At 56.6% G+C, this 13,969-nt stretch carries 16 protein-coding genes and 1 tRNA gene; 7 read left to right on the plus strand and 10 right to left on the minus strand.

The annotated features are described in order from the left end of the window. Positions 1-20: 20 nt before the first annotated feature. Positions 21-1,892: a bifunctional tRNA (5-methylaminomethyl-2-thiouridine)(34)-methyltransferase MnmC2/FAD-dependent 5-carboxymethylaminomethyl-2-thiouridine(34) oxidoreductase MnmC1 gene (mnmC, locus tag QUE89_RS07905; protein ID WP_286222652.1), complete on the minus strand. Its 1,872-nt coding sequence runs from the start codon at positions 1,890-1,892 to the stop codon at positions 21-23. Positions 1,893-1,896: 4 nt separating this feature from the next. Beyond that, the gene (locus QUE89_RS07910) at positions 1,897-2,517 is read right to left on the minus strand and encodes a peptidylprolyl isomerase (protein ID WP_286222653.1); all 621 of its coding nucleotides are present in this window, start codon (positions 2,515-2,517) and stop codon (positions 1,897-1,899) included. A 215-nt stretch (positions 2,518-2,732) separates the two neighbouring features. On the opposite strand from QUE89_RS07910, the gene QUE89_RS07915 reads away from it, so the two are divergent. Further along, complete coding sequence (locus QUE89_RS07915) at positions 2,733-3,476, plus strand: cyclic di-GMP-binding domain-containing protein, MshE-related (protein ID WP_286222654.1); 744 nt, start codon at positions 2,733-2,735, stop codon at positions 3,474-3,476. A 57-nt stretch (positions 3,477-3,533) separates the two neighbouring features. Here QUE89_RS07915 and QUE89_RS07920 read toward each other — a convergent pair whose 3' ends face one another. The 3 genes from QUE89_RS07920 to flgA form a co-directional block, all read right to left on the minus strand. Further along, entirely contained in the window at positions 3,534-4,004 is a 471-nt protein-coding gene (locus tag QUE89_RS07920; protein ID WP_286222655.1) for a flagella synthesis protein FlgN, read from the minus strand. A 7-nt stretch (positions 4,005-4,011) separates the two neighbouring features. Then, positions 4,012-4,338, minus strand: coding sequence for a flagellar biosynthesis anti-sigma factor FlgM (gene flgM / locus QUE89_RS07925; RefSeq protein WP_286222656.1), 327 nt, complete (start codon positions 4,336-4,338; stop codon positions 4,012-4,014). 230 nt (positions 4,339-4,568) lie between these two features. Beyond that, positions 4,569-5,270 (minus strand): flagellar basal body P-ring formation chaperone FlgA, encoded by a 702-nt coding sequence (gene flgA / locus QUE89_RS07930; protein WP_286222657.1) that lies wholly within the window; start codon positions 5,268-5,270, stop codon positions 4,569-4,571. 186 nt (positions 5,271-5,456) lie between these two features. Here flgA and QUE89_RS07935 point away from each other — a divergent pair, with 186 nt between their 5' ends. The 5 genes from QUE89_RS07935 (at position 5,457) to QUE89_RS07955 (ending at position 9,294) form a co-directional block, all read left to right on the plus strand. Continuing rightward, entirely contained in the window at positions 5,457-6,386 is a 930-nt protein-coding gene (locus tag QUE89_RS07935; protein WP_286222658.1) for a chemotaxis protein CheV, read from the plus strand. Between the two features lie 37 nt (positions 6,387-6,423). Continuing rightward, positions 6,424-7,251, plus strand: a complete 828-nt coding sequence (locus QUE89_RS07940) for a CheR family methyltransferase (protein WP_286222659.1) — start codon at positions 6,424-6,426, stop codon at positions 7,249-7,251. Between the two features lie 4 nt (positions 7,252-7,255). Beyond that, positions 7,256-7,873 carry a flavin reductase family protein gene (locus QUE89_RS07945; protein ID WP_286222660.1) on the plus strand — a complete coding sequence of 206 codons (618 nt, stop codon included), beginning with the start codon at positions 7,256-7,258 and terminating at the stop codon, positions 7,871-7,873. Between the two features lie 21 nt (positions 7,874-7,894). Continuing rightward, complete coding sequence (locus tag QUE89_RS07950; RefSeq protein WP_286222661.1) at positions 7,895-8,809, plus strand: LysR family transcriptional regulator; 915 nt, start codon at positions 7,895-7,897, stop codon at positions 8,807-8,809. 128 nt (positions 8,810-8,937) lie between these two features. Then, positions 8,938-9,294, plus strand: coding sequence for a DUF7352 domain-containing protein (locus QUE89_RS07955; protein ID WP_286222662.1), 357 nt, complete (start codon positions 8,938-8,940; stop codon positions 9,292-9,294). Between the two features lie 122 nt (positions 9,295-9,416). On the opposite strand, the gene QUE89_RS07960 is transcribed toward QUE89_RS07955, so the two are convergent. Both QUE89_RS07960 and QUE89_RS07965 read right to left on the minus strand, forming a co-directional pair. After that, positions 9,417-10,073 carry a cupin domain-containing protein gene (locus tag QUE89_RS07960; protein WP_286222663.1) on the minus strand — a complete coding sequence of 219 codons (657 nt, stop codon included), beginning with the start codon at positions 10,071-10,073 and terminating at the stop codon, positions 9,417-9,419. Between the two features lie 21 nt (positions 10,074-10,094). Further along, the gene (locus tag QUE89_RS07965; RefSeq protein ID WP_286222664.1) at positions 10,095-10,625 is read right to left on the minus strand and encodes an isochorismatase family protein; all 531 of its coding nucleotides are present in this window, start codon (positions 10,623-10,625) and stop codon (positions 10,095-10,097) included. Between the two features lie 209 nt (positions 10,626-10,834). On the opposite strand from QUE89_RS07965, the gene QUE89_RS07970 reads away from it, so the two are divergent. Next, a tRNA-Ser gene (locus QUE89_RS07970) sits at positions 10,835-10,925 on the plus strand. A gap of 46 nt (positions 10,926-10,971) precedes the next feature. Here the strand turns inward: QUE89_RS07970 and QUE89_RS07975 are convergent. Genes QUE89_RS07975 through yccX form a run of 3 tightly spaced genes read right to left on the minus strand, consistent with a single transcriptional unit; the run spans position 10,972 to position 13,926 of the window. Beyond that, positions 10,972-13,035 carry a TonB-dependent receptor family protein gene (locus QUE89_RS07975; RefSeq protein ID WP_286222665.1) on the minus strand — a complete coding sequence of 688 codons (2,064 nt, stop codon included), beginning with the start codon at positions 13,033-13,035 and terminating at the stop codon, positions 10,972-10,974. Beyond that, complete coding sequence (locus QUE89_RS07980; protein ID WP_286222666.1) at positions 13,032-13,670, minus strand: DUF938 domain-containing protein; 639 nt, start codon at positions 13,668-13,670, stop codon at positions 13,032-13,034. Before QUE89_RS07980 ends, QUE89_RS07975 begins: the two co-directional genes overlap by 4 nt. After that, complete coding sequence (gene yccX / locus QUE89_RS07985) at positions 13,648-13,926, minus strand: acylphosphatase (RefSeq protein WP_286222667.1); 279 nt, start codon at positions 13,924-13,926, stop codon at positions 13,648-13,650. Before yccX ends, QUE89_RS07980 begins: the two co-directional genes overlap by 23 nt. Positions 13,927-13,969 lie beyond the last annotated feature (43 nt).

Raw genomic sequence — 13,969 nt, forward strand, 5'->3', positions numbered from 1 at the left:
TACCCTGAATTCGTTTCTCTTTACTCCGACTGATGCAGGCGACGGCTTGCCAGCCGACGCATCAGGCGTGTTGGCAGGCACTGTGGTTGGTTTGAGAGCCTGTCCGCCAGATACTCCGCAAGCAACGGGGCATAGGTGAGTCCCTTGCTGCCTAGCCCAGTGAACATGAACAGGTTCGGGCTCAACTGGCCCTCGGAGTCGCACAGTTCATCGGCCACAGGCTGGTAGTCGTGAGTAGCGCAGCGGAAGCTGACTCGCCCTTCAACGGATTCTTCGAGCCCCTCTGTGTTATCTAGAATGCCCGGCAATAAGTCAGTCAGTTCGTTCAGGTTCTGTTCATGGCTGACCACGGTGGGGTCGGGATTGTCATCGCGCAGGTCAAAAGTGGCGCCAACGACAGCCACACCGCCATGGGCGGGATTCAGGTAGCGAGGGCCACAGATCACGGATCGAGGGCTTGTCAGGGAATGTGATTCCAGGTGAGTGACCTGACCACGAATCTTCTTGAGACGGAACCGGCCCGAAACCGGCAGCAGCGACGGGGTAAGATGGCCGGCGCAAATTACCACGCGATCGGCCACTATCTCTGGCCCGGTCGCGGGCTTTATGGTCCAGGCGTGGGTTAGTCGTTGCAGCTGCAGCACGTCGGTCTGGAACTGCTGGCGGATCAGGGGGTGCGCCGCGAGTTCCTTACACAGCTTTGCCGGCTCTAGCCAGCCACTGCGAGGAAACCAGAGTCCGCCGGTTTGGGTGGGAACGCCGGTCAGCTGCTCAGCCTGGTGTTGGTCTACCGGATAGAAGACGTCCGCCGGGTAAGCGTTTCTATTCAGGAAGCGCCGCTGACGGTCCTGTTCCTGCTCTCTCCAGGCCAGCTGGAGTAGACCGGTAGGATGCCAATGTTGATCACGGAAGCGGTTGTAGAAGCGCTGAGTAAAGCACAGCGCGGTCAGTGCCAGCTCTGTTTGATCGTTGAATTCGACCCCCAGTTTCACATAGGTCGCGCCCTGAAGGTTCCCGGAGGCGCCCGCGCCAGGGCCGGTCGCAGAATCAATCAGCGTCACCGGAAAGCCGCGCTCGGAGAGATTGCGGGCGAGCAGGCAGCCGGCAATGCCCGCGCCGATGATTGCAACTGAATTCGCGCGCGGATCTTGGTCTGACACAACTTCAGCCGGTAGCGTACCCGCCAGCATGTCTCTTTTGCGTCCGAATCCCGGCGCGATGTTCATGGTGAAGCCAGCGCTTTCGAGTGCCTGCCGAACTCGGCTCACCGAGGTAAAGGTGGCCAGTGTCGCGCCCGGCTTGCTGTGCGCGCTGATCAACGCAAGAGCCTGATCCTGCCACATCTCCGGATTACAGGCCGGAGAAAAACCATCAAGGAACCAGGCGTCGGCCTTGAACTGGAGCGCCTGCCAGGCTTCACGGACATCTCCCAGGTAAAGCGTTAGCCGAACCCGGCCGCCATCGAGCAGAATGCGATGCGCGCCGCGGGTCATCGGTGGATACTTGTCAGCTAGCTCGGCGGCAAGTGGGGCCAGCTCCGGCCATGAGGCAAGGGCCCGAACCAGGTCGTCCCGTTTCAGGGGAAAGCGCTCTACCGATACAAAATGCAGGGTGGCGGACTGGTTGGTCGCATGCTCCCGCCAAGCCTGCCAGGTGGCGAGAAAATTAAGCCCCGTTCCGAACCCGGACTCGGCCACCACAAAGCTGCCACCCGCTGGAACCGACGTAAACCGTTCAGAAAGCCGGTTGGGGCGAAGAAACACGTACCGGCTCTCGGCCAGCCCGTCTTCACGATTGAAATAGACGTCCCCGAACTGGGTTGATTCCGGGACACCGTCCTGCCAGGTCAGTTCAGCGGTTTCGATACTGGGTGAGAGCAGCTCGTCGGGCATGGGATCAGTTAGCGGGCTCGAGCACCGAGACGGATTCAATGATCACTGGCTCTACCGGTACGTTAGCCATTCCTCGGGCATTTTTTGTATCCACGCCCGCAATCGCGTCAACCACGCCCATCCCTTCAGTCACTTTACCGAAAACGGCATAGCCCGCGCCCCTGACGCCGGCATCCAGAAAACCGTTGTTCACCACATTGATAAAGAACTGAGAGGTGGCGCTGTCCGGAGCGCTGGTGCGCGCCATGGCAATGCTGCCACGAAGGTTCTTCAGGGTCGGCTTGGCTTCATTCACGATCGGATCCTGGGTGGGCTTCCGGGTCAGGTCCTTGTTAAAGCCACCACCCTGAATCATGAAACCGGGTATTACGCGGTGGAACACGGTGTTGTCGTAGAACCCGCTGCGGGCGTACTCAAGAAAATTTTCAACAGTCTTTGGAGCGACATCCGGGCGCAACTGGAGGACAAATGGGCCTTTGCTGGTGACAACTTTTACGCTCGGCAGGGGTGCTGAAGCTGTCTCTGAAGCCGTTTCGGCGTGGGCTCCGCTAAGCGGCAGTATGGCCGACATAGCTAGAATCAGGGCAGGGATCACACTACGAACCAGTTTTACGGAATTTAGCATTTGATTACTTATCTCCTGGTGAGTTGCAGAGCGATTTCCTGCAATAATTCATTGAATCTTCAGTTACCGCAGGATTTTAGCAGAAGCTTGGGCTGTTTCGGCGACTCATGAGATACGGAATCGCGAGATTAAGCTACGCTCAGTGGTTGCTGCAGTTCTTATTCCTCCATGCCGGGCCGGGTTGTACGGTTTTCACGAATAATAAGGAGAATTCAGTGAGAATCCGTCAGGGATTTGAAGAAAAGTCGCGATTAGGACGATTGCTCGTCGGTCGAGGCTACCTGTCTGAAGCGCAGCTTGAAGAAGGTCTGCGCTTGCAACGGAAATCAGGAGAGCGACTGGGTGAGGTGTTCATTCAGTCTGGCTGGATCAGTGAAAAAGAGTTGCATCGGGTACTGAAGCATCAGTCCCGCTACCGTAACGCCGCCGCGCTCGTCGCCGTTGTAGCTCTGCCTTTCCAACCACTGGTCGGTTTCGCGGCCACTAACCATGTCAACAACACGAACTCCACTTCGTCTGAGTCTGGCGAGATGTACGAGGAGGCGGGCTTCACGCCCCTGGAGGACGACGAGTTAGCCGCCGTGTCGGGGCAGGGCGATTCCTCGCTGCTGGAACGTATGGCACGGGTGGGCAACATGGTGGGTAACGCAACGGAACAGGGTGACGGATCGGAAGCAGATGTCATGGAAGGGCTGAAGCTTACGACCAACGTGTTCGTACCTGTCCTGAACTTCCTGGATTCGGACCTCAGTATCAAAGGGGTTCACTATCGGGAGGGAGAACCCCGATATACGTTGCAAGAGGATGGTGGCCTGACTCTGGCGTTTCCGGAGCGCATTGAGGAAATCAGGATGAACAACATCCGGGTGAGCGGCAGTCGGGGGCCTTCGTTTGGAAACGTCAGCATCCATGATATCCGCTTCAGCCCCTCGTCACAGATGACTATCTATACCCGCTAACGATCCTGGAAAAAAATAACGCCCGGCTTGCCGGGCGTTATCTTAGGACTGGGGCACTCAGGCGCTGGCCAGAATGGTTCTGCTTGATACTGAGGTCTGCTGGCCTTGCTGGCCATAAAGCTTTTGCTGGCCGGTAGCACCGCGGAAAATATCGGTCAGTCGTGAGAGGCGTTTTTGCAGGTGGCCCATAACCCGCCCGTTGTGCTGATTCAGGGCCTGACACTGGCGCATTTGCTCATCGGCACGTTTCCAGAGATCAATAAGTTCGGTCAGGCCGGCACTTTGAATAAATCGGGAAGGTGCACCGCTCTCCGGCTTGTAGCCCATGGCGACGAGAGCGTGGATCTTCTGTTTTGCCCGCTCCCTTATCTGTGCGAGAAGCTGATTTTTTTCTGCGGTCAGCGCCTGCAGCGCACGGACATCGGAGGCGGACAGGCAGGCTTTTTCCTTATCAAGGATGTCCGTCAAAACCGCAAGCTGTTTCACGTCTTGCAGCAGAAGCTCTTTCAATTCATCGATAGCAGCCATGATTTACTCACCCAAAAATGCTTTCATCCATCTCAAGCATTTTCTGGGCCAGTTTCTCTGCATCAATTTTGTAGGTTCCGCTCTCGAGTGCTGACCGGATTTCTGCAATTCGGTCGTCATCCATCTCGGGATAATCACCCAGCTTCTGTTCCAGCTGCTTCAGGTTTTTTGCCTGATTGCTGAGGCTAACGCTTTCGCCGCGAGCGGACTGGGCCTGGGTTTTAGCCTGTTCGCTGCTTGCCGGCTGGGTGCCCTGGCTGCTGGAGGACTTATCGGCCGTGGTTCTCTGGGTGTTGACCTGGCCGGGGCCAATTCCATTTAAGTCAACTGACATATGTATACCTGCTTGCCTGTATAGTGCCGCGCGGATGCGCGACTTACTCGGGTGTGTATCTATGTAACGGCCGGGCCGTCCATACCTTTAGTGAAAAATTCCGGATTTTTATTACCAATTCTCCATCTGCTGCGCCTCTATGTATGCGATGTGGCGAGGGCGGCGGCAGTCTATTGCCGAGCGGCAGAAACTTGCCAGTTCCGGTTGCCAGTCAAGGCTGCCAACTTCGGTTACATCGGAATCTCAACACGCCCCGGTGCGATGACATTGGCCCGAACCGTCCGGGCAGATCGGAGGTTCTCAACCAATACCTGTTCGCCGACCGAGGCATTTGCCAGGGCTTTGCCTCGGGATGTTACCGAGAAAGCTCCACTCTTGGCGAAGATAATAACATGATCGCCCCGTTCCACTGCGTCGGGAGCGGAGAGGAGGTCGGGGGTAATCACGGACCCTGCATTGATTGGCCGACGAATTTCCATGCCCTGTACATCATCGGCGTTGCCCAGCACGCCTCGGCGACTGGCATTTACCACGACCGATTCGGTGGTGACCATATCGGCGGTAATGCGCTCCCCACGGGCCAGCGGTCGTGCTGCCACCAGGGCGGGGCCATTGATGGAAACCGACGCGGTCACAAACATACGCCAGGGGCGTTTACCGTCACACGCGACCTGCAGGGACGGATGGGTGCTGCGCCAGGGATCACCGGTGAACTCAACGGCCAATGGCTGCTCACAACTAGCCAGGGAAAGCCTGCTGTCAACACTGCCCGGCTCAAAGGTGACGTCATAGCCTTGCTCAGACTGCGCCTCCGAAAAGGCGGTTAGATAGCGCGTTGCAGCCTCCTCAATCTCCATGGCCGTCGTCTGGGCCGATACGCCGCCCGTGACGCCGGACATTACTAGAGCGATGCTAAAAATGGTGATGCGCATACGTGTCACTTTGTCCTATGCTGTCAATGTCCGGCCATTACTCTGGAAAAATCCTAAGGATTTGGCCCCGTCGGCCGTTAAGCGAGCAGATAGTTATGTTGGTGACGATTTTTCGTCAGCTCGTTCATGATCTGAATAACAGCAAAATACATGCCGGTGATGACCCGGTGAGGTAGGAGAGCATAGATGGCAGGGGTATTGGATAGCGTAAACCAGCGGACCCAGCTGGTAGGGAAAAACCGCCTTGAGCTGCTGATGTTCCGCCTGCGCGGACGGCAGATGTACGGTATCAACGTGTTCAAGGTAAAAGAGGTTCTTCAATGTCCGAAGCTGTCCTCCATCCCGAACAGCCGTTCTGTGGTTCGAGGAGTCGCCCACACTCGCGGTGAGACCATTCCCATTATTGACCTCAGCATGTCCATTGGCTTGCCGGGGATTCCCCAGGAAGAACTGGCGAACAGTTTTGTGATTATCACCGAGTACAACCGGAAAACCCAGGGCTTCCTGGTTACCGGCGTGGATCGGATCATGAATATGAACTGGGAAGATATCCTTCCGCCACCGAAAGGTGCGGGCAAGGATGTTTACCTCACCGCCGTTACCAAGATTGATGATAAGCTGGTTGAAATCATTGACGTAGAGAAGATTCTTTCAGAAGTTTCTCCGCTCAAGGAAGATGTTACCGAAGCGGTCTTGAGCAAGAGCGCTGGGCGGGAGCCTGCCAATCTGCCGGTCCTGGTGGTTGATGACTCCTCGGTGGCTCGCCGCCAGATCGAGCGCTGCCTGACGGCGATTGGTATGGACGTGGTCACCAAAAACGACGGCAAACAAGCCTATGAGTACCTGAAAGAGATCACCAGTGATGGTTCCAAGGCCCGTGATCACCTGGCCCTCATTATCTCTGACGTCGAGATGCCGGAAATGGATGGCTACACACTGGTGACCAAGTGTAAAAGTGACCCGGCTATCAGCGAGATGTTTATTATGCTACATACTTCATTGAGCGGAGTCTTTAACCGGGCCATGGTGCAAAAAGTTGGGGCAGACGACTTCATGGCCAAGTTCAGTCCTGACGAACTGGCCGAGCGAGTGATGGAGATCATCGACCAAGGGTGATGCCATTGCTCACTGATGCACAAACAACAGAGATCCAATGAAAGCGGAAATAACGCCACAGGAATATGAAGCCTTCAAAACGTTCCTGCAGGATGCGTGCGGCATTTTGCTGGGCGAAAATAAACAATATCTGGTTAAGAGCCGCCTTCGTCGAATCCTGGAAGAAAACGAACTCAACTCCCTGGGTGAACTGCTCGACCGACTGAAACGGACGGGTAGGGCGAGCCTCCGTGAAGTGGTCATCGATGCGATGACCACTAACGAAACGCTCTGGTTTCGAGACAATCATCCGTTCCGAATCCTGCAGGAAAAGCTGCTGCCAGAGTTTGCCGAGCGTAAAACGGCTCAGCCTCTTCGGCTTTGGTCCGCGGCCTGCTCCACGGGGCAGGAGCCCTATTCGGTGGGCATGATTTTGGAAGAGTTCCGGCGTCAACGGCCGGGGCGCCTGCGTGATGTAAAAATTACCGCCACCGACATCTCCAAAAGTGTTCTCGAAGTGGCGCGCCGGGGCGAATACGAAATGATCGCCATCGGGCGTGGACTCTCTCCGGAACGGCAAAAACAGTTCTTCACGCCCTCGCTCAACGGTGGCTGGCAAATTCGCCCGCAGCTCAAGAGTATGGTTGAGTTCAAGGAGCTGAACCTGCTGGAGCGTTACATGCTTGGGAAATTCGACATCGTGATGTGTCGTAATGTCCTCATCTATTTCTCGGCAGAGCTCAAGAAAGACATCCTTACCCGCATCCATGCCACCCTGAATCCTGGTGGTTACCTCATCCTAGGTGCCTCTGAATCGCTGAACGGTCTGCCCGACTTGTATGAAATGGTGCAGTGTCACCCGGGTATTATTTACAGGAAAAAATAGCCTGATGTTTATCGATTTCGAGAACATGGATGCGACCGAGGCTTACCACATTCTGACCCAGACCGTGGTACCTCGTCCGGTTGCCTGGGTGCTGAGTGAAAATCCCGATGGCGACTATAACCTGGCGCCGTTCTCATTCTTTACACCCATCACCAGCAATCCTCCGGTGTTGATGTTCTCGGTGGGGCGAAAGCCCACGGACAATGCCTTCAAGGACACGCGGGTGAATATCGAGGCTCGTAAGGATTTTGTCGTCCATATCGCCCACCGGGAACTGGCTGGCGCCATGACGGCCACATCCCGCACCTTGCCGCACGGTGAGTCGGAGCTGGCGGATCTGGGGCTGGAGCTCACGCCGATGGAAGGCTCCCGCCTGGCACGGCTCAAGGATTGCCACGTTGCTTTCGCCTGTGAGCTCTATGACATCAAGGAAATCGGGGAAGCGCCCCAGACTCTGGTATTTGGCGTGGTGAAAGGAGTCTACGTGAGTGACCAGGCGACCCGTTTCGATGATAAAGGCCGGTTAAAGATCGATGCCGCGGCGGTGGACCCCATCGGTCGCCTGGGCGGCAGCGAATACGTGACCTTTGGTGATATTCTTAAGATTCCTCGCCCCTCCTGATCGTGAACTGAGGAGTTGCCAGTGGATCAGCTCAACCTCAGACACCTCTATTACTTCTGGATGATCAGCAGGGAAGGCTCCATTGCCCGCGCCAGCGAGGTGCTGGAGCTTGCCCCGCAAACCCTGAGCGGACAGCTCGCCACCTTCGAATCTTCCCTGGATGGTCTGCTGTTCCGGCGTGAACAGCGGCAGCTGATTCTGACCGATTTGGGTAAGACCGTGCTGGGTTATGCCGATGAGATCTTTGCACTTACCGGCGAACTCACTGAAACCCTTCAGCTGGCGCCAGGCGATCGTCCGTTAACGTTGTCTGCAGGGATCTCTGCCTCCATTCATAAGTTGATTGCCTATGCGCTTCTGCAGCCCGCGATGGCGCTGTCACGTCCTATTCAGCTCAACTGCCAGACCGGCGGCACTGAGGATCTGATGCTGCGCCTCAAGCGCATGGAACTTGATGTGGTGCTGACTGATCGCATGCCAGGGCTGGTTGACCACGGCCGCTTTACTGCACATCCGCTTGCAGGCTCGACAATCAGCCTGTTCGCCCGATCCGATATCGCCGAACGACTGAAGCGGGGCTTTCCGGGCTCACTTAACGGCGAGCCGCTGCTTGCGAATGCGACCAATGCTCCTTATTTCGAGAAGCTGATGAACTGGTTTTCACTGCAAGGGGTGCGAATGAACGTGGTGGCCCGCATTGATGACAGTGCACTGATAAAAGTCTTTGGCCGGCAAGGCCTTGGCGTGTTCGCGGCACCGACGGCCATCCGGGCGGAAGTATGCCGACAGTACGAGGTGGAAGAGATAGCCTCAATCAATGACGTGAAAGATGAGCTGTTTGCGATAACTCGGAGCAAAGACCCTGCACATGAAGGCGTTCGTGCTATTTGCGAAGGCGGTACGAGCCTTCAGGCCTCTCAAAATGCCTCTAAATAGACCTATGAATAGATCATTCGATTCCTCGAAAAAAACGATCTAAAAGGTTCATAAAAGCTTATTTTATCGAGCAGTCTTTGGGGGCAGGATGGAATTGTGTAGACCACATTTTCAGAGGAGTCACCGCCATGAAGACTATCCACAAATTTCGTCTGGAACCCGGTAAGGAGCCTACCAGTCTTTCGCTCCATGACGGCTATCGCGTCGTCCGGTGTGAATACATGGTGCCGGATAAATCCGTCTATCTCTGGGTCGAGCAACCATTAAGGGTCGGCGCGCAGACCCGCGAGCACTATTTCCGCGTCGCCTTCTCTGGCGAGCCGGTCCCGGACTCCTATGAGTATCGTGGCACCGCACTGGATACCTTCGGCCCGGAAGCGTATCACGTGTTTGAGGTGCCAGAGGGGGAGCGGTCAATGGACATTGGCCGTTCCAGTAACCACGATTTTTCCGGCGGCCAGTGGCACGGCTCTGAAGCCTCTTAAGGCTCCATAAAGGAAAGGTTTCGAGCTCTCCGAGCTTATCGTGGTCGACCAGAGTGCCGTGGAGAGTATTGTGGAGAGGCCTGTGGAGAGGTCTGTGGGGAATTGCCAAACACCTTAGCAGCTCAGGCCTGGAGTGGCAGGTGGCCGGTTTTCACCCAGATTACGGTCTCCTGCTCAACAAAGGGGTGGTGTTGGCTGAGATGAGGGCTGCGAATCCAGGTACCGACCGGGTAGCGGCCGTATTCATCACAGAACTCGCCTGAGAGCACAAAGATCTCCTCTCCGCCGAAGTGCCGGTGCGGTTGAAAGCGCTCGCCGGCCGGCCATTTCACCAATGCGACATGCTCGTGCTCGAAATTGTGCAGCGGCATTACCTCAAGCCCGCCAATACCCGGTAGCCAGGGCTGAGAATGGGTGTCTATTCGCACAGGCGTAAGGTCACGCTCTTCAAATTGATGCAATTTGACCAGCAGGGTGCAGCCGTCACGGCTGAAGGGCGCGTGGCCAGTCCCGGGCGGGTTTCGGAAATAAGTTCCGGCGGGATAGTCTCCGGTTTCATCGGAAAAAACACCATCCAGAACCAGGATTTCCTCACCCAACGGATGCTCGTGCCGTTTAAATGAGGCGCCCGCCTCATAACGGACCACGCTGGTGGCGTGACCACGTTCCGCCTCTTCACGGGCCAGCGGTTTTCTCAGCACGCCGCCCGCCGGGCTGGGAACCCAATCCTGTTCTTCAGTGCGGATTACTACACGCTTGGAGAAATCCATGTTCAGCATCGCTGGCCTCGTGCCTGGTAGCTATTTGATCAAGTTTTGGATATCCCGGAAGTGCGGGTGCTTGCTGTTCTTCATCCACTCAAAGGCGACCATTTCCAGCGTCACGATCCGTGCGCCACTCTGAGCTAGGCGATCCAGGGCAACGTCCCGGTCAAACTCGTTTCGGGAACCGGTGGCGTCTGCTACTACCCATACGGTGTAGCCGGCATTGAGCAGGCTGAGTGCCGTTTGCAGCATGCATACGTGGGTTTCACACCCTGAGATCACGATCTCCTGACGTCCTTGCGGAAGCTGGTCGATGAGACCGTCACCGCAGGCGTCGAAATGGTCCTTGGAAATGACCTGATCACACAGTTCCCGGATGTCTTCCACGTTGTGGCCAAGCTTCTCCGGTGATTGCTCTGTGGCCACTATGGGCACCCCTAGAAGCCCAGCAATGGTGGCGAGAGTGAGGCACCGGTCGACCACTTCCTCGCCATGGGCGATGGCAGGCATCAGTCGTTCCTGAACGTCGATCAACACCAGGGTTGAGTGCTCGGTTTTCATCATCATTGGCTGGCTCCTTAGGCGGAATTGGCAGGAGTGGAATGGCGCGCGACCTTTCTCCCATAGTGCCCAATCCTAACAAGAGGTAAACGAAAACCCACCCGAAAAGAAAAAAATGCCCGAAGTGTAGAAAGGGAGTTGCCAAACGGCATAAAAACCATTAGAGTTTGCGCCCTCAAATGAGCGACGATATTGCTGATTTGAAACAGTTTATTGGAGAGGTGGCCGAGTGGCTGAAGGCGCACGCCTGGAAAGTGTGTAAACGTTAATAGCGTTTCGAGGGTTCGAATCCCTCCCTCTCCGCCAACAGAAAGCCCTGACCTTACACAAGGTCAGGGCTTTTTTTATGGGTTCAGAAAGTGAGCTCTAACCCCGCGTAATAGGTGCGCTTGGCCGCTGGTTCGAAATATCGGCCGTTGCTGGCGTTAATGCGCACATTGGCGAAATGCTCCTCGTCCAGAACATTGCGGACACCCACGAAGGCTTTCAGCAGGCTGTTGCGGCTGACGTGCCAGGTATCGCCCCCTCGCAGGTTCACCAGCCAGTAATCGTCGACCTCGACATTGTTGGCATCATCCGCCACCAAGTCTCCGACATAGCGGGTTTCAAGGGTCGCGAAATTGCCACCGAGACCGCTCCACTGTATCTGGTTGCTCCAGACCCGCTCCGGCAGCCCTGGCAGCCGGTTACCGGCAAAGTCATTGCCGCCCACTTGATAGTCATCAAAGGTGTAGCGGGCCAGTGTCAGGGCCGTCTCAATCCGCCAGGCTTGCGAGATACTCCAACCCGCGGCCGCTTCAACACCTTTGCGAGTGGTATCCCCGGTATTACGATAAAAGGTCCGGTCGTTGTCGCCAGGCAAGGTGTAGGGGGTCAACTCGTCACGCACATCAATCCAGAACAGAGTCAGGTCATAGCGGACGCCGCCGTCCAGTTCGCCCCGTAAGCCCAATTCATGATTCACCGCCTTCTGGGGCTCAACATCCGGATTGAAACCGCCCTGGCCTGAGGGGTTGGCGAACTCCGAGAAGGTGGGTGTTTCGAACGCGGTGCTTAGGTTGGCGTAGGCCTGATGGTCGGGGCGATATCGATAACTCAGGCCGGCTGAGCCACTCCATTCACCAAAGGATCGGTCACCGGACTGATCGCCGTCCTGAACGAATTGGTCGTCCACATCCAGGTGGATGTGATCGAAGCGGGCGCCCACTGAAAGTGTCAGGTCGGAATTCAGGTCCAGATCACTTTGGCTGAAAACGCTGAGTGCCGTAGCGGTTTGCACCTCATCTGCAGTTTCACCCTGAAGTGTGCCGTCAAAACTCACTTCGCGTCGGCTGCGATCGTCCCGTTGTCGTCGCGCCTCAATCCCAGTAACCGTGCGGACAGGGTAACCGGCCAATGCAAAGGGCTGGCGATAGTCGGAGTTGAAGCCGAAGTAATCGCGGTTGTAGTCGATTCGGCTCGGGCCGGGAAAGGGCAGTTGCTGCTCGAAATTACGGCGCAGGTAGAAGGTCTTAGCTCGCCATTCGCCGGAGCCGGCCGACAAGTCCTCGTATTGCAGGCCCAGTACCTGCTGGTCGACGGTCTGACCGGTGTCGTAGTCCTCGGTAAAGCGCCCGGCTTGGGTGCGGTCGTCTTCAACCTGTTCATCGGTGAGAGCGCCGGGGTCTTCCGAGCGCGGGTTATCGAGAAGGTTCAGGATAATCGTCAGGGACTGATCGTCACCCAGGTCCCGGCTCAGCTTCGAATTGAACAGGTATTTCTCGACCTCGCTCTGATCTCGGTAACCTTCGACATTTAACGCAGTGAAACTAACGTTATGGGCCCAGGCTCCGTCAGAACCGCTGTTGCGGGCGGTAAGCTTGCCAAAGTCATGGCTCCCACCGGTGAGGCGAATGCTGGAGCCTTCGGGTGTCCGACGGCCATCGGCGGTAGTGACGCTGATCACACCGCCAGCGGCGTTGCCATAGAGTACCGAGGCCGGGCCACGAATGACTTCGATCCGCTCGGCGTTGTCTAAATCAATGGCGTCGAGCTGGGCCTGTCCGTCGGGCAGGGTGTAGGGAATGCCATCTACGATCACGGTAATTCCCCGAACCCCGAAGGGAGCCCGGGCGCCGAAGCCCCGAATGGCAATGCGCTCGCCCTGGGCGTAGTTTTCCTGATTCTGCAGATACACGCCGGGAACCAGCACCAGGGACTCATCCAGCTTGTTTCGTAACTGGCCCTGTTGAATGGTGAGGCGATCGACAACGGAGAGCGCTGCAGGGGTCTCGTAGAGCGTGCGCTCCAGCAATGGTGCGGTAACCACGATGTTCGCGCCGGATTCCCCATGAGCCGCTGTAACAACGGCGATCAGGGTAACCCCTACCCATACTGCCCGTGGAAATTTGGCAGGTCGATCCCCTAGTGGCTTCATGCTTGGCGCCGCCAAACGGTCATCCGGTTATTGGCCGGCATTTCGATATCTTCATCCAGCGATAGTCGGCAGCGGTCAGCAAGCGCGATCAGATCGGTCATGTCCCGGATGCCCATGCTCGGATTTTGAGAGCGAAGGTGCTGGTCAAAATTCAGGTTGCTGGCACTGGTGTGTTGGCCTTCGTAACGGAAAGGGCCGTAAAGGCAAAGCGCCGATCCATGAGCCAGAATCGTAGCGACGCCTGCAAACATGCGCTCCACTTCAGGCCAAGACATGATGTGGGCGGTGTTGGCTGAGAACACACCATTCACCGGACCGGGTACGCCCCAGTCTGATTGGCAAACGTCCAGTGTTATGGGCGGATTGAGGTTGGCCAGGCCGGCTTGCCCGATTCTGGGCAGGCAGAGTTGGCCATTCTGGGGATGGTCGCTGGGCTGCCAGGTCAGGTGGGGCAAGTGGCCGGCAAAATGCACGGCATGCTGGCCCGTGCCGGTGCCAATTTCAAGAACCAGCCCCGGCGCATGGAAAATGGCCGCCAGCTTGTCGAGTATGGGCCCTTTGTTGTTCTCGCAGGCTTGGGAAAACGGTAGATCCTGAGTCACATTGGCACCGTTAATGCCGAATGCCAAAGTCACTGAATTCCCCGGTGGCCTCTTGTTCCGATACCTCCACCGAGTCCACCCGCGCGGCAGACGGGCCGATCTCGCACCAGCTTTTCAGCTGCTGCAATTGATCTTCGGTACCCTCCGCTACGACTTCCACTCTGCCGTCGGCGAGGTTACGGGCAAAACCAGTAAGCCCGAATTTGGTAGCTTGGGTTGCTGTGGAAGCTCTGTAGTAGACTCCTTGAACGAGTCCGGAAATAAGCAGGGACCAGCGCTTGGCGTGCATGAATTGTCCTTGTCAGGCGGATATGTCAGCTATCTTTTAATCT

Source organism: Marinobacter sp. LA51, assembly GCF_030297175.1.
Taxonomy (GTDB): domain Bacteria; phylum Pseudomonadota; class Gammaproteobacteria; order Pseudomonadales; family Oleiphilaceae; genus Marinobacter; species Marinobacter apostichopi.

Bases quoted from the DNA above. Each gene is read 5' to 3' on its own strand.
- flgM (WP_286222656.1), bottom strand. From the start codon at position 4,338: ATGTCAGTTGACTTAAATGGAATTGGCCCCGGCCAGGTCAACACCCAG.
- yccX (WP_286222667.1), bottom strand. From the start codon at position 13,926: ATGCACGCCAAGCGCTGGTCCCTGCTTATTTCCGGACTCGTTCAAGGA.
- QUE89_RS07960 (WP_286222663.1), bottom strand. From the start codon at position 10,073: ATGCTGAACATGGATTTCTCCAAGCGTGTAGTAATCCGCACTGAAGAA.
- QUE89_RS07940 (WP_286222659.1), top strand. From the start codon at position 6,424: ATGAAAGCGGAAATAACGCCACAGGAATATGAAGCCTTCAAAACGTTC.
- flgA (WP_286222657.1), bottom strand. From the start codon at position 5,270: ATGCGCATCACCATTTTTAGCATCGCTCTAGTAATGTCCGGCGTCACG.
- QUE89_RS07955 (WP_286222662.1), top strand. From the start codon at position 8,938: ATGAAGACTATCCACAAATTTCGTCTGGAACCCGGTAAGGAGCCTACC.
- mnmC (WP_286222652.1), bottom strand. From the start codon at position 1,892: ATGCCCGACGAGCTGCTCTCACCCAGTATCGAAACCGCTGAACTGACC.
- QUE89_RS07975 (WP_286222665.1), bottom strand. From the start codon at position 13,035: ATGAAGCCACTAGGGGATCGACCTGCCAAATTTCCACGGGCAGTATGG.
- QUE89_RS07910 (WP_286222653.1), bottom strand. From the start codon at position 2,517: ATGCTAAATTCCGTAAAACTGGTTCGTAGTGTGATCCCTGCCCTGATT.
- QUE89_RS07935 (WP_286222658.1), top strand. From the start codon at position 5,457: ATGGCAGGGGTATTGGATAGCGTAAACCAGCGGACCCAGCTGGTAGGG.
- QUE89_RS07965 (WP_286222664.1), bottom strand. From the start codon at position 10,625: ATGATGATGAAAACCGAGCACTCAACCCTGGTGTTGATCGACGTTCAG.
- QUE89_RS07920 (WP_286222655.1), bottom strand. From the start codon at position 4,004: ATGGCTGCTATCGATGAATTGAAAGAGCTTCTGCTGCAAGACGTGAAA.
- QUE89_RS07945 (WP_286222660.1), top strand. From the start codon at position 7,256: ATGTTTATCGATTTCGAGAACATGGATGCGACCGAGGCTTACCACATT.